The organism is Sphingomonas sp. PR090111-T3T-6A (assembly GCF_000383095.1).
Lineage (GTDB): Bacteria > Pseudomonadota > Alphaproteobacteria > Sphingomonadales > Sphingomonadaceae > Solisphingomonas.
Genome location: NZ_AORL01000010.1, coordinates 448645 through 465748, shown reverse-complemented (window position 1 = coordinate 465748; position 17104 = coordinate 448645). Strand labels below are relative to the sequence as shown.

Annotated in this window: 14 protein-coding genes and 1 tRNA gene; 12 read left to right on the top strand and 3 right to left on the bottom strand. The window is 67.7% G+C overall.

Annotated features, from left to right (window positions below; all coding sequences use genetic code 11):
• From ST3T6A_RS0104955 to ST3T6A_RS0104945, 3 genes are all read right to left on the bottom strand, one after another.
• The gene (locus ST3T6A_RS0104955) at positions 1-393 is read right to left on the bottom strand and encodes an NADH:ubiquinone oxidoreductase subunit NDUFA12 (RefSeq protein ID WP_026359436.1); all 393 of its coding nucleotides are present in this window, start codon (positions 391-393) and stop codon (positions 1-3) included.
• A 203-nt stretch (positions 394-596) separates the two neighbouring features.
• Complete coding sequence (locus ST3T6A_RS0104950) at positions 597-1148, bottom strand: cold-shock protein (protein ID WP_019831793.1); 552 nt, start codon at positions 1146-1148, stop codon at positions 597-599.
• A gap of 201 nt (positions 1149-1349) precedes the next feature.
• On the bottom strand, positions 1350-1895 hold the full coding sequence (locus tag ST3T6A_RS0104945) for a regulatory protein RecX (protein WP_026359435.1): 546 nt from the start codon (positions 1893-1895) through the stop codon (positions 1350-1352).
• Positions 1896-2068: 173 nt separating this feature from the next.
• Here ST3T6A_RS0104945 and ST3T6A_RS0104940 point away from each other — a divergent pair, with 173 nt between their 5' ends.
• The 12 genes from ST3T6A_RS0104940 to rpoB all read left to right on the top strand — a co-directional run bounded on the left by ST3T6A_RS0104940 (position 2069) and on the right by rpoB (position 17028).
• Entirely contained in the window at positions 2069-3820 is a 1752-nt protein-coding gene (locus tag ST3T6A_RS0104940; protein WP_019831791.1) for a fatty acyl-AMP ligase, read from the top strand.
• 91 nt (positions 3821-3911) lie between these two features.
• Positions 3912-6275, top strand: coding sequence for a putative bifunctional diguanylate cyclase/phosphodiesterase (locus ST3T6A_RS19350; RefSeq protein WP_019831790.1), 2364 nt, complete (start codon positions 3912-3914; stop codon positions 6273-6275).
• Positions 6276-6329: 54 nt separating this feature from the next.
• A tRNA-Trp gene (locus ST3T6A_RS0104930) sits at positions 6330-6405 on the top strand.
• A 155-nt stretch (positions 6406-6560) separates the two neighbouring features.
• Complete coding sequence (secE, locus tag ST3T6A_RS0104925) at positions 6561-6794, top strand: preprotein translocase subunit SecE (protein WP_019831788.1); 234 nt, start codon at positions 6561-6563, stop codon at positions 6792-6794.
• A 12-nt stretch (positions 6795-6806) separates the two neighbouring features.
• The gene (nusG, locus tag ST3T6A_RS0104920) at positions 6807-7346 is read left to right on the top strand and encodes a transcription termination/antitermination protein NusG (RefSeq protein WP_019831787.1); all 540 of its coding nucleotides are present in this window, start codon (positions 6807-6809) and stop codon (positions 7344-7346) included.
• A gap of 89 nt (positions 7347-7435) precedes the next feature.
• Complete coding sequence (gene rplK, locus ST3T6A_RS0104915) at positions 7436-7867, top strand: 50S ribosomal protein L11 (protein WP_019831786.1); 432 nt, start codon at positions 7436-7438, stop codon at positions 7865-7867.
• Between the two features lie 4 nt (positions 7868-7871).
• Positions 7872-8567, top strand: a complete 696-nt coding sequence (gene rplA / locus ST3T6A_RS0104910; RefSeq protein WP_019831785.1) for a 50S ribosomal protein L1 — start codon at positions 7872-7874, stop codon at positions 8565-8567.
• A gap of 541 nt (positions 8568-9108) precedes the next feature.
• Complete coding sequence (rplJ, locus tag ST3T6A_RS0104905) at positions 9109-9624, top strand: 50S ribosomal protein L10 (protein WP_019831784.1); 516 nt, start codon at positions 9109-9111, stop codon at positions 9622-9624.
• An 81-nt stretch (positions 9625-9705) separates the two neighbouring features.
• Positions 9706-10083 carry a 50S ribosomal protein L7/L12 gene (gene rplL / locus ST3T6A_RS0104900; protein ID WP_019831783.1) on the top strand — a complete coding sequence of 126 codons (378 nt, stop codon included), beginning with the start codon at positions 9706-9708 and terminating at the stop codon, positions 10081-10083.
• Positions 10084-10394: 311 nt separating this feature from the next.
• Positions 10395-11105 carry a hypothetical protein gene (locus ST3T6A_RS19345; protein WP_193378612.1) on the top strand — a complete coding sequence of 237 codons (711 nt, stop codon included), beginning with the start codon at positions 10395-10397 and terminating at the stop codon, positions 11103-11105.
• Positions 11106-11150: 45 nt separating this feature from the next.
• Entirely contained in the window at positions 11151-12575 is a 1425-nt protein-coding gene (locus tag ST3T6A_RS0104890) for a hypothetical protein (protein WP_019831781.1), read from the top strand.
• 298 nt (positions 12576-12873) lie between these two features.
• Positions 12874-17028 (top strand): DNA-directed RNA polymerase subunit beta, encoded by a 4155-nt coding sequence (gene rpoB / locus ST3T6A_RS0104885; RefSeq protein ID WP_026359432.1) that lies wholly within the window; start codon positions 12874-12876, stop codon positions 17026-17028.
• The last annotated feature ends 76 nt before the right edge of the window (positions 17029-17104 follow it).

Here is a 17104-nt window from a genome sequence, read left to right as displayed (position 1 = left end):
TCAGTTCGGGCTCCACGCCTCATAGTCGCCAGTCGCGGCGGCGCGCTTGCCGCCCGCTTCCAGCGCACCGGCGGGGCGATAGGCCTCGCGCGTGCCGGTGAGGTTGGCCTGCGGGGCGCCCTGCCACGCACGCGCCGGCGGCAGCGCCTTGTCCGGCGTGTCGGCCAGCGTGCCGTGCAGCCAGCCATGCCATTCCGGCGGCACGCGGCTCGCATCGTTGGAACCGGAATAGATCACCCAGCGGCGCGGGTTGCCGTGCACGTCCGTGCCGCCCTGGTAATAGATATTACCGAGCGCGTCGGAACCCATCCGGTTGCCCTTGCGGCGGGTGAACAGATTGGTGCTGACGCCTGCGCCGTCCCACCAGGTGAAGATGCTCTTCAGAAGGCCCATGATCGTGCGCTTAGCGCGGCCTCCCGGCGGCGGCAAGCGGCGGCTGCACGATTCGAGCGCCAAACCCGTCCCGATGCCGTTTCGGAGCCCTCCAGCCGGCCATATTCCACCGGCGCACGCCGATACGCCGCCGAATCGAAGAGGCCGGCGAGAATGGAAGCATCAAGGAACGAGGGCTGGCGACAGCGAAGGCCGCGCCCGGCTCAATCTTCGGGCGGCAGCAGCAGCACCGCGAGCGGCCCCTTGGCCCCGGCGGCGATGCGGGCGCGGAACGGCTGTTCCGGCACCAGATCGGCCAGACCCGCACGGCGGACCGTCTCCATATGGACGAAGATGTCGGTCTGATCGCCGTCCCGCATCAGGAAGCCATAGCCCTTGAGGCGGTTGAACCACTTCACGCGCACCGGCTCGGGCAGCCCCGCCGTCTCGATCAGCGGCATCGGATCGACATGCGTGGCCGCGCGCCGCGCCGCCGTCTCAAGATCCGGCCCGGTCGCGGTGGAAAGGTCAAAGCTCACCAGCGAACGCGCCTGAAGCCCCCGCTCGCGGTGAACGGCCAGGCACACCGCGCGGGCGCCCTCGGGCAGGCTGCGGCGGCCGAACGGACGGAGCACGGAAAAATGCACGAGGACGTCGCCCTCGCCATGATCGCCCACCAGGAAACCAAAACCTCGTGTGGCGTCGAACCATTTGATCGCGCCGCTAACCTCGACTTCGGAGGGATCTTCGTCTGAATCTGTATGAAACGCGGTCATCTCTGCGCTCGTGCAATGCGAAGTGGCAGGGTCGACAGATGACAACGCATGTAACGAACCTCCGCCAGCAACGGTGCCGTCACTCCCCTCATCAAACGCGCGGATGCCCTCTTGCATGACCAACAATCCCCCTACGCGTCACCTTAGCACGATTATTAGCGGAATCGATTGTAAATCTAGGGGCATCGCCTTCCGGATGGGTCAGTCGTCCCACGTTGGTACGTCGCCTGGCGCGCTTTCCAATATTCGCTTCACGCAATCCAGCGAGTGCCCCGCGCGCATCATCGCGGCGAAGGCGCGCCGCCGCCCCGCCTCGTCCGGCACGGACGCCGCGAAGGGGCCGATCCGACGGCGCTCAGCGAAGCGAAGCGCCGCTTCCCACGCCCCTTCCTCCGCCTGCTGCCGCGCGGATGCGGCGTCCTCGCCCGCAATGCCCAGCGCATCGAGCGCGCCGCTCAGCCTGCGCGCGCCATAGCCCTTGCGAGCGAGCGAGCGCGCCCGCGCCTCGGCCAGCGCCCGGTCGTCGACATAGCCGAGCCGCGCGAAGCGTTCGACCAATGTCGTGACCGCCTCTGTGCCATTTTCGCCTTCTCCGCCCGCCCAGCCCCGCTCATCGAGCTTGCGGCACAGATAATCACGCAGCCGCGCGCGGCTTGTCGCAAAGCGGCTGACATAGGCCAGCGCAAGGCGTTCAAGGCCGTCTAAATCGAGGGGCGGACGGTTGCGGGGCGTACTTCGAAATGTCACTCGCCACGATTGTGCCACAGTCGGGCCGGAATTTGAACGCTGATCGCCTTGTAACGATACGGGATTGGATCATGGGCCCGTTGCGTCTAACAGGCTCGGTTGGAGTATTTGAGGAGATGCCGTCGGTGCGTCGACAGGTTGAGAGCACTGCCAGCACTGCGTATCGCGAGACGATGGCGAACTCGGGACAGGCGACGGACGCCGTCCTGGTCCCGACTGCGACCGAGGACGCATTGCCGCGACGCATGGGGGACTTCGCCACGCTGGGCGAAGCGCTGGACTATGCCGCTTCGGGTTCGCGCGGGCTGAACTTCCACGACGCGCGCGGCACGCTGGCCGAGCCTTATCCCTATGCGCGGCTGCGCGAGGAAGCGCTGGCGAACGCGCACCGCCTCGTCGCCGCGGGCGTGCGCCCCGGCGAGCGGATCGCGCTGGTGGCGCAGACGGGCGCGCATTTCGCCGCGCTGTTCTTCGGCGCGATCTATGCGGGCGCCTGGCCGGTGCCGCTGCCGCTGCCGACCAGCTTCGGCGGCCGCGAATCCTATATCGACCAGCTCTCGGTCCAGCTCAAAAGCTCGGACCCGAAGATGTTGTTCTACCCGGCCGAGCTTGCCTCGATGGCGCACGCCGCCGCCGAGGCCGGCGGGGTCGAGGGCCTCACCTACGAGGATTTCATCGCGCGTCGCGCGCCGGCCGGCCCGCTCCCGCAGGCCGCCGCGGACGACATCGCCTATCTGCAATATTCGAGCGGCTCGACCCGCTTCCCGCACGGCGTCGCGATCACGCACCGCCAGCTTCTCGACAATCTGGCCGCCCATGGCCACGGCATGGACCTTCGGGGCAGCGACCGCTGCATCTCGTGGCTGCCCTGGTATCATGACATGGGGCTGGTCGGCTGCTTCCTGTCGCCGATCGCCAACCAGGTGTCGGTCGACTATCTGAAGACCGAGGATTTCGCCCGGCGCCCGCTGGCGTGGCTAGACCTCATCAGCCGCAACGAGGGCACGTCGCTCTCCTATTCGCCGACCTTCGGCTATGACATCTGCGCGCGCCGCATCGGCTCGCAGTCGGACGTGGCCGGCCGCTTCGACCTGTCGCGCTGGCGGCTGGCGGGCAATGGCGCGGACATGATCCGCCCGGACGTGATGCAGTCCTTCGTGGACGCCTTCGCGCCCGCCGGTTTCGACGCGCGCGCCTTCACGCCGAGCTACGGCCTGGCCGAGGCGACGCTCGCGGTGTCGATCATGCCGCCGGGCGAGGGCATCGTCGTCGAGCTGGTCGAGGAGACGCAGCTTTCGGGCGGCGACGTCTCGGCCCACCGGCCGCAGCGCTATCGCGCGATCGTCAACTGCGGCAAGCCGGTGCGCGGCATGAAGATCGAGATCCGCGAGGAAGACGGCACGCTGCTGCCCGAAAAGGCGATCGGCAAGGTCTGGTGCGCGGGCGGCTCGGTGATGGTCGGCTATTTCCGCGATCCTGAGGCGACCGAGGCCTGCATGAAGGACGGTTGGCTGGACACCGGCGACATGGGCTATCTGTCGGACGGCTACATCTACATCGTCGGCCGCGCCAAGGACATGATCATCGTCAACGGCCGCAACCACTGGCCGCAGGACATCGAGTGGGCGGTGGAGCAGCTTCCGGGCTTCAAGGCCGGCGACATCGCCGCCTTCGCGATCACCACGCCCGGCGGCGAGGAAACCCCCGCCGTGCTCGTCCAGTGCCGCACCTCGGATCAGGCCGAGCGCGCGCGCCTGCGCGACGAAATCCGCGAGAAGGTCCGCGCGATCACCGGCATGAACTGCGTCGTCGAGCTGGTGCCGCCGCGCACGCTGCCGCGCACCAGCTCGGGCAAGCTCAGCCGCGCCAAGGCGCGCACCCTGTATCTGTCGGGCGAAATCCAGCCCTACGACATCGCTGCCTGATCGATGCAGGCCGGCGGCTCCTTGCGGGGTTGCCGGCCGCACGGCCCGGTTTTCCCGGAAAATCGCGGGCCCGCTTACCGTGCAGTAAGATATGCCGCCTAATCCTCTGGTGGTGACAAGCCTGCGCCCCTCTCCGTCAGAGCGGATCAATCCGTCCTGGTCCTATACGCTGGGCCTCTCGGCCGGGCATGGCGACGCCTATGCCGCGCTGGCCGATTCCCGCGCGGCGGCGATGGTGGTGCGGCGGCCTTTATGGCTGCTGGTGCAGCTCGGCGCGGCGGCGGCGGTCGCCTCGTTCCGCGCGGAGACGCTGGGCTGGGCGATCCTCGCGCCCTGGCTCGCCACCATTGCCTGCATCGTGACGCTCATCGCGCTGGGCGCGCGCCAGAGCCGCCCGGCCACGACGCCGTGGCGCGACCCCGACGTGCTGGGCGGCATATTGCTCGGCATCTGCTGGGCAGCCGCGATGGCGCTGTTCACCGGCCCCTCCGGCAGCCTCGCCTCGATCACCCTGCTCGCGACCGCCGGTGCGCTGATGGCCAGCGCGATCACGCTGATGGCCCCGTCGCCGGCGGGCGGCCTCGGCTTCATCCCCGTCGTGGGCGCGGCGGCGACGAGCGCGATGGCCGCGATCGGCTGGACGGGGCTGGCGATCGTCTCCGGCCTGTTCGCCGTCGCCATGACCGCGAGCTTCATCGCCACGGCGCGGATGTTGATCGACCGCATCACCGCCGAGCAGGCGCTGGGCGGCAAGGAGGACGTCATCAGCCTCCTCCTCCGCGAATTCGAGGATTCGGGCGCGGACTGGCTGTGGCGCACCGACGCCAACAAATGCCTCGTCGACGTCTCCCCCCGCCTCGCCCGCCTGTTCGGCCGTCCGCGCAGCGCGCTGGAGGGGCAGGCCTTCCTCGCGCTCCTCGCCGGCGACGGATGGGACAGCGGCGACATCGCCCCCGGCATCCGCACGCTCGCCGACAAGCTGCGCCTGCGCGAGAGCTTCCGCGACCTGATCGTGCCCATCTCGGTGGGCGGCGATCCGCGCTGGTGGTCTCTCTCGGCCGCCCCTCGCCGGGACGAGCGGGGAACCCTGGTGGGCTTCTGGGGCGTCGGCACCGACGTGACCGAGCGGCACCGCTCGGCCGAGCGGATCGACCGCATGGCCCGCTACGACGCGCTCACCGGTCTCGCCAACCGCGGCCATGTGATCGAGGCGCTGGGCCGGGCGCTGCGCGACGGGCACCATGAGGGCCGCCGCTCGACGCTGATGCTGATCGATCTCGATCGCTTCAAGCAGATCAACGACACGCTGGGCCATCCGGTGGGCGACAAGCTGCTGGTGGAGGTCGCCAGGCGCCTCACCGCGCTGCTCCGCCCCGAGGAGCGCTGCGGCCGCCTCGGCGGCGACGAGTTCGCGGTGGTGATCGGCGACGCCTCCGATCGCGATCGTGTCGACCGCCTCGCCAAGGCCATCGTCGAGGCGCTGAGCGCGCCGTTCGAGATCGACGACCATACCCTCCACATCGGCGGCAGCGTCGGCTCGGCGACGGCGCCGCGCGACGGGCGCGCGGTCGAGATGCTGCTGCGCAATGCCGACCTTGCCCTCTACCGCGCCAAGGACGACGGGCGCGGCGTCCACCGCCGCTACGAGCCGCAGCTCCATGCCGAGGCCGAGAAGCGCCGCCGCATCGAGGTCGCGCTCCGCGACGCGCTGGAGCGGGGCGAGCTGCGCCTCGTCTACCAGCCGATCGTCGAGGCCGCGCAGGGCAGCCTTGCCGGCTTCGAGGCCTTTCTGCGCTGGAACCATCCGGAGCTGGGCAATGTCTCGCCCGACATCTTCATCCCGATCGCCGAGGAAGCGCGCCTGATCGGGCGGATCGGGGACTGGGTGATGCACTCCGCCTGCCGCGACGCCGCCGCCTGGCCCGAGCATGTCCGCGTCAGCGTCAACATGGCGCCGGCCCAGCTTCGCGATCCGCAACTGCCCGCCACCATCGTCTCCGCCCTCTCGCACAGCGGGCTCACGCCCAACCGGCTGGAGCTGGAAATCGCCGAGGAGGTGTTCGTCCGCGACGGCGGCATCACCGACGTGGTGGACCGGCTGCTGGCGATCGGGGTCCGGATCGCGCTCGACGATTTCGGCACGGGCCGCTCCTCGCTCGGCTATCTGCGCAAGGGCCGCTTCTCGACCGTGAAGATCGACCGCAGCTTCGTGCGCGGGGCGACCGGCAATGCGGCCGAGAGCATCGCCATCGTCCGCTCGATCGTCGCCATGGCGGATTCGCTCGGCATGGCGACCATCGCCGAGGGGGCTGAAACGCGCGGCGAATATGAGCGGATGCGCGCGCTCGGATGCCGGCTGGTGCAGGGCTGGCTGGTCGGCCAGCCGGTCGACCCGCGCGCCGCGGCTGAGCTGGCGCGCGTGGCGCCGGAAGAACGTATCGCGCGCATGCATTGATGCCTTGCGCACCCCGTCGCCCCCCGCTATGGACGCCTTCCGCTCCCGACCCGGAGGAGTGTAGCTCAGTTGGTAGAGCATCGGTCTCCAAAACCGAGGGCCGGGGGTTCGAGTCCCTCCACTCCTGCCATCCTCTGGATGGTGGATCAGGGTCGGAAGCAGGTTGAGAGCGAGGCCAGGGCGCCGCTGCCCTTGACGGGGTGGCGCGGCGCCTGCGGCCTCTTGAGTCGTTGATGGGCACTGGCCTTCTTCAGGGCCGCCCGTCGTAGGGAAGGTTGGAACCGCGTGGCGAGGACGACGGAGAATGGCGGCGGGATCGGCGGACTTGTCCGTTCCGTGCCCGAATTCATCCAGCAGGTGCGTACCGAGACCGCGAAGGTCGCCTGGCCCACCCGCAAGGAAACGATGATGACCGCCGTGATGGTGCTCATCATGACGAGCCTGCTCGGCCTGTTCTTCCTGGGGGTGGATCAGCTGTTCAACACGCTCGCGCAGCTTCTGCTCAAGCTCGTCGCGTAAGGAATTAACGGCATGTCGCGCTGGTACATCATCCACGCCTATTCGGGCTTCGAGAACAAGGTGAAGGAAGCGATCCTCGCCGATGCCGCCCGTCTGGGCCTTGAGCAGCTCGTCGAGGCCGTCGAGGTTCCGACCGAGAAGGTCACCGAGGTTCGCCGCGGCAAGAAGGTCACGTCGGATCGCAAGTTCTTCCCCGGCTATGTGCTGGCGAAGCTCAACATGAACGACGACGTCTATCACCTCGTGCGCAACACGCCGAAGGTGACGGGCTTCCTCGGTTCGTCGGGCAAGCCGCAGCCGATCAGCGACGCCGAGGCGAGCCGCATCCTCTCCACCAAGGAAGAGGCCGCGACGCAGGCGCCGAAGCAGAAGCTCAAGGTCGATTTCGACATCGGCGATCAGGTGAAGGTGCTGGACGGCCCGTTCGCCTCGTTCAACGGCGTCGTCGAAGAGCTGGATTTCGACCGCGCCCGCGTGAAGGTGTCGGTGTCGATCTTCGGCCGCGCCACGCCCGTCGAACTGGAGTTCGAGCAGGTCGAGCGCGTCAAGTAAGGTTTCAAGATTTCCGGCCGACAAGCCGGGAAAGTCCGCGGGAGGCTCTTTAAGGGCCGTCAACACCGCTAAGCCATTAGGAGGACACAATGGCGAAGAAGATTACTGGTTACATCAAGCTGCAGGTGCCCGCCGGCGCTGCCAATCCGTCGCCGCCGATCGGCCCGGCGCTCGGTCAGCGCGGCGTGAACATCATGGAGTTCTGCAAGGCGTTCAACGCCGCGACGACCGATCTCGAGAAGGGCATGCCCATCCCGACGATCATCACCGTCTATGCGGACCGCAGCTTCTCGTTCATCACCAAGACGCCGCCGGCGACCTTCCTCATCAAGAAGGCGATCGGCCTGAAGTCCGGTTCGAAGAAGCCGGGCACCGAGGTCGCGGGCAAGATCAAGCGCTCGCAGCTCGCCGAGATCGCCCAGGTCAAGATGAAGGACCTGAACGCCGCGGACATCGAAGCCGCGACCAAGACGATCGAAGGCTCGGCCCGCGCGATGGGCCTCGAAGTGGTGGAGGGCTGAGACCATGGCCAAGCTGACCAAGAAGGCGAAGGTTCTCGCGACCGCCGTTGACCGCGAGAAGCTGCACGGCGTCGACGAAGCGATTGCGCTCGCCAAGGCGAACGCCACCTCGAAGTTCGACGAGACGATCGAAGTCGCCGTCAACCTCGGCGTCGATCCGCGCCACGCCGACCAGATGGTCCGCGGCGTCGTGACGCTGCCGAAGGGCACCGGCAAGACCGTGCGCGTCGGCGTGTTCGCCCGTGGCCCGAAGGCCGAGGAAGCCAAGGCGGCCGGTGCGGACGTCGTCGGCGCCGAGGACCTGCTGGAGCTCGTCCAGGGCGGCACCATCGAGTTCGAGCGCTGCATCGCGACGCCGGACATGATGGGCCTCGTCGGCCGTCTCGGTAAGGTGCTGGGTCCGAAGGGCCTGATGCCGAACCCGAAGCTCGGCACCGTGACGATGAACGTCGCCGAAGCCGTGAAGGCGGCCAAGGGCGGCCAGATCGAATATCGCGTCGAGAAGGCCGGCATCATCCACTCGGGCATCGGCAAGGCGTCGTTCCCGGCGGAAGACCTGCGCGCCAACTTCGACGCGCTCCTCGACGCGCTGGTGAAGGCCAAGCCGTCGGGCGCCAAGGGCAAGTACGTCAAGAAGATCGCCGTCTCGTCCACCATGGGCGCCGGCATCAAGGTCGACACCGCCGAGGTGGCCGCCTGATCTTCCCTCCCCACTTCGGCGGGGAGATGAGACAAGCAAGCGCGCTCCGCGAGACATCTCGCGGGGCGCGTTTTCGTTTTGGGGCGAGGCTTGCCCCACCCCAACCCCCGCCCCCTCTTCCCGTCACCCCGGACTTGATCCGGGGTCCAGCTGCCTTCATCCGCCGCAAGGAAGAAGCGGGATCCCGGATCAAGTCCGGGATGACGAAGGTGAAACAGGGGTGACGCGCCCGCCAATCCCCGCTATAGGCCCCATCCGAATCGGCTCGGTTCTTCGGAATCGGGCCGTTGTGCCGTCCGAGACTACAGCTGGGGTCTGCCCCTTAATGCGGCTGTATAGGCGGGGAAGAGTTTTATCGGGTCAGCCAGCGATGGCTCCCCGGGTCTGCCAAGTGCGACGTCTTTCGAGGCCCCGTGCCTCTCCGGACCGAGCGCGACACAGATGACAATCCCCCCGGACGGGCTGTGAAGCAGCGTATCGGCTTCATGGCTCAACTGCCGGTTTGCACGTTCGCAAGCCGGCATACGATGTGGAGATTGGCATGGATCGCACTCAGAAGTCCGAGCTGGTCGCCGAGCTGAACCGCACTTTCTCCGAGAGCGGCGTGGTGGTTGTCACCCGCAACCTCGGTCTCACGGTCGCGCAGTCCACTGCGCTGCGCGTGAAGATGCGCGAAGCTGGCGCCAGCTACAAGGTTGCCAAGAACCGCCTCGCCCGCATCGCCGCCGAAGGCACGGCCTACACGACCCTCAGCGATCTGCTGAAGGGTCCGACCGCGCTCTCGACGTCGACCGATCCGGTGGCGGCCGCCAAGGCCGTCGTCGAGTTCGCGAAGACCACCGACAAGCTTGAGATTGTCGGCGGCGCGATGGGGAACACCGTCCTCGACGTGAACGGCGTGAAGGCTCTGGCCGAACTGCCGTCGCTCGACGAGCTGCGTGCCAAGCTCGTGGGCCTTATCCAGGCTCCCGCGCAGAAGCTCGCCTCGGTCACGCAGGCCCCCGCCGCGCAGCTCGCGCGCGTGTTCGGTGCCTATGCGGCGAAGGACGCTGCCTGATCCGTCAGGCACGAGGTTTTTCTACCGACCTTTTCTTGAAGACATTTTGGGGCCGTAACGCCCCGCACATGGAGACTTACAATGGCTGACCTGCAGAAGATCGTTGACGACCTGTCCGCGCTGACCGTTCTCGAGGCCGCTGAGCTCTCGAAGCTGCTCGAAGAGAAGTGGGGCGTTTCGGCCGCCGCTGCCGTGGCGGTTGCCGCTCCGGCCGCTGGTGGCGCCGGTGCCGCCGCCGTCGAAGAGAAGACCGAGTTCGACGTGATCCTCACCGGCGACGGTGGCAAGAAGATCAACGTCATCAAGGAGATCCGCGCGATCACCGGTCTCGGCCTGACCGAGGCGAAGGCTCTGGTCGAGGGCGCGCCGAAGGCCGTCAAGGAAGGCGCGTCGAAGGACGAGGCCGAGAAGATCAAGAAGCAGCTCGAGGAAGCCGGCGCGACCGTCGAGCTCAAGTAATCCGACGCGCTTCGGCGCGGAAGATTCACCCGGCTCCGGCCGGGTTCGAAGCGAAAAGAAGGGCGGCCCGGCAACGGGTCGCCCTTTTTGCGTCCGGGTTGAAACATGCGCCGCCCGGCACGGAAGCGGGTGTTTTCATGCCGCCTTCCGGTTTTCGTTGCAGCACCGCACGCCGGCCCAACATTACCGCAACATGACGAAACATTGAGGCAAGGCGGCGCGTTCATCACCGCCTCATGGGTCCGTCATCAACCGAACCGCGCCTGGGCGCGCGGCGCGCCATTTCATGCCGCCTCTTCGGCGTGCGCCTGGTGAGCGACATTCACGAGCGCGCCTGCGACCTCGGCCTCTCCCTTCCCACAGGACGCGGACGGCGCGATCGGATCGACCGGATCGAGGCGGCCGGGCTGCTCTTCATCCACATTCCCAAGGCGGCCGGCATGTCGATCAGCCAGGCGCTCTACGGCACGCAGGTGAAGCATCTCTCGATCCGCCTCGGCCGGCGGATGGGGGGCGGCCGCCTCGCCCGCCTGCCGAGCTTCGCCGTGCTGCGCGATCCGGCGGCGCGCTTCCTCTCGGCCTATCGCTACGGCCTTGCCGGCGGCAGCGCGATCAACCAGGTGGCGGAGCATTTCCGTCCGCTCTACCGCAGCTTCCGCTCGGTCGACGAGGCGCTCGATCATGTCGAGCGAGCGCGGAGCCCCTATGCGGTCGATCACATCTACCGCCCGCAAAGCTGGTACATCACCGACACGAGGGGCCGGATCGCGGTCGATCAGTTGCTGACGCTCGACGATCTGCCCGATCTGCCCCGGCTCGTGCCGGGCTTCCCGAACCGCGTGCTGCCCTGTCTCAACCGCAGCCGGCCGATGGACCTGCCGCTCTCGGCCCGGCAATATGCGCGGCTGCGCGGTCTCTACGCGGCCGATTTCGCCCTGTGGGAGCGGGTGAGCCCCGGCTCGGTGGAATGGCCGGCCACCCTTCCCCCCATACGGACCGACGCGACGCTCGTTCCCGGCTAAGGGACGCTTGCGCTCATCCGGCGCGGCTGCTCTGGAAGGCGCGCCATGATCGACCAGCCGTCCGCCGCCTTCCGCCTCTCCACTCGCTGGCCGATCGTCGTCGCGGCGCTGCTCGGGCTGGCGCAGGCCGCGCTCTTCTATCCGGGCATCGCGAGCTACGACATCGTCTTCGCCTATGGCGAGGCGATGGCCCATGCCGTCGGCGACTGGCATCCGCCCGTGCTGATCCGGCTGTGGCAGGGGCTGGCGAGCCTCGGCCTGCCGGGACTGGGCTCGCTCTATCTGATCCAGACGCTGCTGCTGTGGCTCGGCCTTGGCCTGCTGGCGGCGGCGCAGGCGCGCGAGGGGCGGCGCTGGTCGGCAGCGTTGCTGCTCCTCGTCGGCGTCCTGCCGCCGGTATCTGGCTGGATGGCGGAGGTGCTGAAGGACACGCAGCTCACCGCCGCACTGATCGCGGCGACGGGTCTGGTCGGCTGTTACCGGCTGCGCGGCCGGCCGATGCCGTGGCCGGCGGTGGCCGGCGTGGCACTACTGCTCCTCTATGCGACGCTGCTCCGGCAGAATGCACTGTTCAGCACCCTGCCGCTGGCGGCCGGGCTCGCGATCGGGGAGCGCCAGCATCGTCGGGCGATCCGCCCGGCGATGCTGGCCGGCGGACTGGCGCTGCTCGTCGCGCTGCTGGCGCCCGCGATCAACCACCGCCTGTTCGAGGCCCGCCCCGCCCATGCCGAGCGCTCGGCCCAGCTCTTCGACATGGCCGGCATCGCCCATTTCGCGGACCTCCCGACCATCCCCGGCGTGCCCCCCGCGCTGTGGGCGGAGGCCGAACGGCGCGGCTGCTACACGCCCTATGCGTGGGACAGCTACGACATGCCCGCGAATTGCCCGCCGATCTGGGCCGCGGTGCGCGACCGCCCGCTGACCGCCGGCTGGCTCGCGCTCATCGCCCGCCACCCGATCGCCTATGCCGAGCACCGGCTCGCCCATTTCAACACCACGCTGCGCTTCCTGACCGCCCGGCAGGAGCCCCGCGCCGCGTCGCAGAAGCGCTCGACGCCCAACCCGTGGGGCCTCGGCCTCAGCGAAAGCCGGGCGGCGGCGATCAGCTTCAAGATTCAGTCGATCGTCGCGGCGACCCCGCTCGGCTGGCCGGTCGCGTGGGCCGCGCTCGGCCTGTCGCTGCTGTGGGTGGCGGCGGCGATGCCCTGCTCCCCCCGCCGCGACCTCGCGCTGACGCTCGCGATGTCCGCGCTCGTGCAGATGGCGAGCTTCCTTGTCGTCAGCGTCGCGGCCGATTTCCGCTATCATCACTGGCCGATCGCCGCGATCGCGATGGCGACCGCCTTGCTGGCCGGGGAGCCGCTCCCCATCTCCCGCGTGCGGCGGGCGGGCATCGCCCTCCTCGCCCTCTGCCTCGTCACCGGGGCCGCGCGCCTGACGCTCGTCCCGCACTGGCCGGCGGGTTTCTGAGATACCCCCTTCCCTTCCCGCCCCAAACTTCTATATAGGCCCTATCCGACATCAGAGGCTTGGCGCTCGTCCGTTTGACGCGCGTCCGGCCGCCCGCCCCGCCTCCGGGACACGATCCGCCTTGCGCAACGGATCGCGACGAATGGGAGACGAGGGCCGGGTCAGAAGAGTGCAGCAGTGCGGTCCCGACAGCCCGGGTCCGCACTTTTTTGCGTGGCCTCCGCCCGGAGGCTCGCAAACGGCTGTGGGAATGCTGGGAGGCATTCCACGACGACATTGATTGCGAGGACGGACCAAAATGGCGAGCCAGCCTATCCCACCCCACATGATCACCGGTGCGAAGAAGCGCATCCGCAAGGTGTTCGGCAACATCCACGAAGTGGTGCAGATGCCGAACCTGATCGAGGTCCAGCGCGAAAGCTACGAGCAGTTCCTGCGCTCCGACCCGTCGATCGGTTATGTGTCGGGCCTGGAGAAGACGCTGCGCAGCGTCTTCCCGATCCGCGACTTCGCCGGCACCGCCGAGCTGGACTTCGTCAACTACGAGCTGGAAGAGCCGAAGTACGACGTGGAAGAGTGCCGCCAGCGCGGCATCACCTACGCCGCTCCGATGCGCGTCACGCTGCGCCTGATCGTGTTCGAGGTGGACCCGGATACCGAGACCCGTTCGGTCCTCGATATCAAGGAGCAGGACGTCTACATGGGCGACATGCCGCTCATGACGCAGAACGGCACCTTCTTCGTCAACGGCACCGAGCGCGTCATCGTCTCGCAGATGCACCGTTCGCCGGGCGTGCTGTTCGACCATGATCGCGGCAAGACCCATGCGTCCGGCAAGTATCTCTTCGCCGCCCGCGTGATCCCGTATCGCGGCTCGTGGCTGGACTTCGAGTTCGACGCCAAGGACATCGTCAACGTCCGCATCGACCGCAAGCGCAAGCTGCCGGTGACGACGCTGCTCTATGCCCTCGGCCTGTCGGGCGAGCAGATCCTCAACCATTTCTACAAGACGCAGACCTATGTCCGCGGCGAAGGCGGCTGGAAGGTTCCCTTCCTCGTCGAGAACTGGCGCGGCCAGAAGCCGATGTTCGACGTGATCAACGCCGAGACCGGCGAGGTCGTGTTCCCGGCCGGCACCAAGATCTCCCCGCGCGCCGCGAACAAGGCGGGCAAGGACGGCCTTGCCACCCTGCTGATCCCGACCGAGGAAATCTTCGGCCGTTACTCGGCCTATGACCTCATCAACGAGTCCACCGGCGAGATCTACATCGAAGCCGGCGACGAGGTGACCGAGGAGAACCTCGCCAAGCTCGACGCCACCGGCCTCGAGGCGCTGGTCCTGCTCGACATCGACCACATCTCGACCGGCGCGTGGATCCGCAACACGCTGAAGGCCGACAAGGTCGAGGAGCGCGACCATGCGCTCTCCGAGATCTATCGCGTCATGCGCCCCGGCGAGCCGCCGACGAAGGAGACCGCCGAGGCCCTCTTCGCCGGCCTGTTCTTCGATCCGGAGCGCTACGACCTCTCGGCCGTGGGCCGCGTGAAGCTCAACATGCGCCTCGACCTCGACGCCGAGGACACCGTCACGACGCTCCGCACCGAGGACATCCTCGCGGTGGTCAAGACCCTCGTCGACCTGAAGGACGGCAAGGGCGAGATCGACGACATCGACAATCTCGGCAACCGTCGCGTGCGTTCGGTGGGCGAGTTGCTCGAGAACCAGTACCGCGTCGGCCTGCTCCGCATGGAGCGCGCCGTGAAGGAGCGCATGTCCTCGGTCGACGTGTCGACGGTCATGCCGAACGACCTGATCAACGCGAAGCCGGCGGTCGCCGCCGTGCGCGAGTTCTTCGGCTCGTCGCAGCTCTCGCAGTTCATGGACCAGACCAACCCGCTCTCCGAAGTGACGCACAAGCGTCGCGTTTCGGCGCTCGGGCCGGGCGGTCTCACCCGTGAGCGCGCGGGCTTCGAAGTCCGCGACGTTCACCCGACGCACTATGGCCGTATCTGCCCGATCGAAACGCCGGAAGGCCCGAACATCGGCCTGATCAACTCGCTCGCGTCGTTCAGCCGCGTGAACAAGTATGGCTTCATCGAGACGCCGTACCGCAAGGTGATCGACAACAAGGTGACCAACGAGGTCGTCTATCTGTCGGCGATGGAAGAGGCCAAGCACACGATCGCGCAGGCCAACGCCGAAGTGAACGCGGACGGCACCTTCGTCGAGGACCTGATCTCGGCCCGTGAAGCCGGCGAATTCCTGATGGCGCCTCGCGATCAGATCACGCTGATGGACGTGTCGCCGAAGCAGCTCGTTTCGGTCGCGGCGTCGCTCATTCCGTTCCTGGAAAACGACGACGCCAACCGCGCGCTCATGGGCTCGAACATGCAGCGTCAGGCGGTGCCGCTCGTCCGCGCCGAGGCCCCCTTCGTGGGCACCGGCATGGAAGAGACGGTGGCGCGTGACTCGGGCGCCGCGATCGCCGCGAAGCGCACCGGCATCGTCGACCAGGTCGACGCCGGCCGCATCGTGATCCGCGCCACCGACGAGGTGGAGCCGGGCAAGTCGGGCGTGGACATCTACACGCTGATGAAGTTCCAGCGCTCCAACCAGTCGACCTGCATCAACCAGCGTCCGCTGGTGAAGGTGGGCGAGACCGTCCGCAAGGGCGAGATCATCGCCGACGGCCCGTCGACCGAGATGGGTGAGCTGGCGCTCGGCCGGAACACGCTCGTCGCGTTCATGCCGTGGAACGGCTACAACTACGAGGACTCGATCCTCATCTCCGAGCGCATCGTGAAGGACGACGTGTTCACGTCGATCCACATCGAAGAGTTCGAGGTGATGGCCCGCGACACCAAGCTCGGGCCGGAGGACATCACCCGCGACATCCCGAACGTGGGTGAAGAGGCGCTGCGCAACCTCGACGAGGCCGGCATCGTTTACGTGGGTGCCGAGATCGAGCCGGGCGACATCCTCGCCGGCAAGATCACGCCGAAGGGCGAGAGCCCGATGACGCCGGAAGAGAAGCTGCTCCGCGCCATCTTCGGCGAAAAGGCCTCGGACGTCCGCGACACCTCGCTGCGTCTGCCGCCGGGCGTCTCGGGCACCGTCGTCGACGTGCGCGTGTTCAACCGTCACGGCGTCGACAAGGACGAGCGCGCGCTGGCGATCGAACGCGAGGAGATCGACCGTCTCGCGAAGGACCGTGAGGACGAGCGCGCCATTCTGAACCGCGCTACGTTCACGCGCCTCCAGCCGATGCTGGCGGGGCAGATCGCGGCGTCGGGTCCGAAGGGCATCAAGAAGGGCACCGAGATCACCAACGAGATGCTTCTCGAGGTCGAGAAGCGCGAGTGGTGGAAGTTCGCGGTGGCCGACGATGGGGTCCAGGCCGATCTCGAAGCCGTCAAGGCGCAGTATGACGATGCCGTCGGCATCCTCCAGAAGCGCTACGAGGATCGCGTCGAGAAGCTGCAGCGCGGTGACGAGCTGCCGCCGGGCGTGCTCAAGATGGTCAAGGTCTTCGTCGCCGTGAAGCGCAAGCTCCAGCCGGGCGACAAGATGGCCGGCCGTCACGGCAACAAGGGCGTCATCTCGCGCATCCTGCCGATCGAGGACATGCCGTTCCTCGAGGACGGCACGCATGTCGACATCGTGCTGAACCCGCTGGGCGTGCCTTCGCGCATGAACGTCGGTCAGATCTTCGAGACGCACCTGGGCTGGGCTTCGCGCGGTCTGGGCAAGCAGATCACCGAGGCTCTGGAGCAGTGGCGCGAGGCGAACCCCGATGCCACGGCGGCGACCCCGCCGTCGGCGGTCGTGGAGCGTCTGAAGGACGTCTATGGCGCGCAGTATCATGCCGACATCGACAGCCGCTCGGCCGACGAGATCGTCGAGATGGCGGGCCTGCTGAAGAACGGCGTGCCGATGGCTACCCCGGTGTTCGACGGTGCGCGCGAGAGCGACGTGTCGGCGATGCTCACCAAGGCGGGCTACGACACCTCGGGTCAGTCGACGCTGTATGACGGCCGCACCGGCGATGCGTTCGACCGCAAGGTCACCGTCGGCTACATCTACATGCTGAAGCTCCACCACCTCGTGGACGACAAGATCCACGCGCGTTCGATCGGGCCCTACTCGCTCGTCACCCAGCAGCCGCTGGGCGGTAAGGCGCAGTTCGGCGGTCAGCGCTTCGGTGAAATGGAAGTGTGGGCGCTCCAGGCTTATGGCGCCGCCTACACGCTCCAGGAGATGCTGACGGTGAAGTCCGACGACGTGGTCGGCCGCACCAAGGTCTATGAGGCGATCGTCAAGGGCGACGACACCTTCGAGGCCGGCATCCCCGAGAGCTTCAACGTGCTCGTCAAGGAAATGCGCTCGCTGGGCCTCAACGTCGAACTCCTCAACAACGAGGATGGCGACGGTCTGGCCGAGGCCGCGGAGTAACGGGACCGGCGACCACCGGTTTACAAAACCGGTGGTCGCCTCCCTCCCCCGCCGCCCGAGAGATTACCCCTAGAGG

What these genes read in the sequence shown, in the direction of transcription:
- rplA (WP_019831785.1), top strand. Translation starts at nt 7,872, where the DNA reads ATGGCCAAGCTGACCAAGAAGGCGAAGGTTCTCGCGACCGCCGTTGAC.
- ST3T6A_RS0104955 (WP_026359436.1), bottom strand. Translation starts at nt 393, where the DNA reads ATGGGCCTTCTGAAGAGCATCTTCACCTGGTGGGACGGCGCAGGCGTC.
- rplL (WP_019831783.1), top strand. Translation starts at nt 9,706, where the DNA reads ATGGCTGACCTGCAGAAGATCGTTGACGACCTGTCCGCGCTGACCGTT.
- ST3T6A_RS0104950 (WP_019831793.1), bottom strand. Translation starts at nt 1,148, where the DNA reads ATGACCGCGTTTCATACAGATTCAGACGAAGATCCCTCCGAAGTCGAG.
- ST3T6A_RS0104940 (WP_019831791.1), top strand. Translation starts at nt 2,069, where the DNA reads ATGGCGAACTCGGGACAGGCGACGGACGCCGTCCTGGTCCCGACTGCG.
- rplK (WP_019831786.1), top strand. Translation starts at nt 7,436, where the DNA reads ATGGCGAAGAAGATTACTGGTTACATCAAGCTGCAGGTGCCCGCCGGC.
- rplJ (WP_019831784.1), top strand. Translation starts at nt 9,109, where the DNA reads ATGGATCGCACTCAGAAGTCCGAGCTGGTCGCCGAGCTGAACCGCACT.
- nusG (WP_019831787.1), top strand. Translation starts at nt 6,807, where the DNA reads ATGTCGCGCTGGTACATCATCCACGCCTATTCGGGCTTCGAGAACAAG.
- ST3T6A_RS0104890 (WP_019831781.1), top strand. Translation starts at nt 11,151, where the DNA reads ATGATCGACCAGCCGTCCGCCGCCTTCCGCCTCTCCACTCGCTGGCCG.
- ST3T6A_RS19350 (WP_019831790.1), top strand. Translation starts at nt 3,912, where the DNA reads ATGCCGCCTAATCCTCTGGTGGTGACAAGCCTGCGCCCCTCTCCGTCA.
- rpoB (WP_026359432.1), top strand. Translation starts at nt 12,874, where the DNA reads ATGGCGAGCCAGCCTATCCCACCCCACATGATCACCGGTGCGAAGAAG.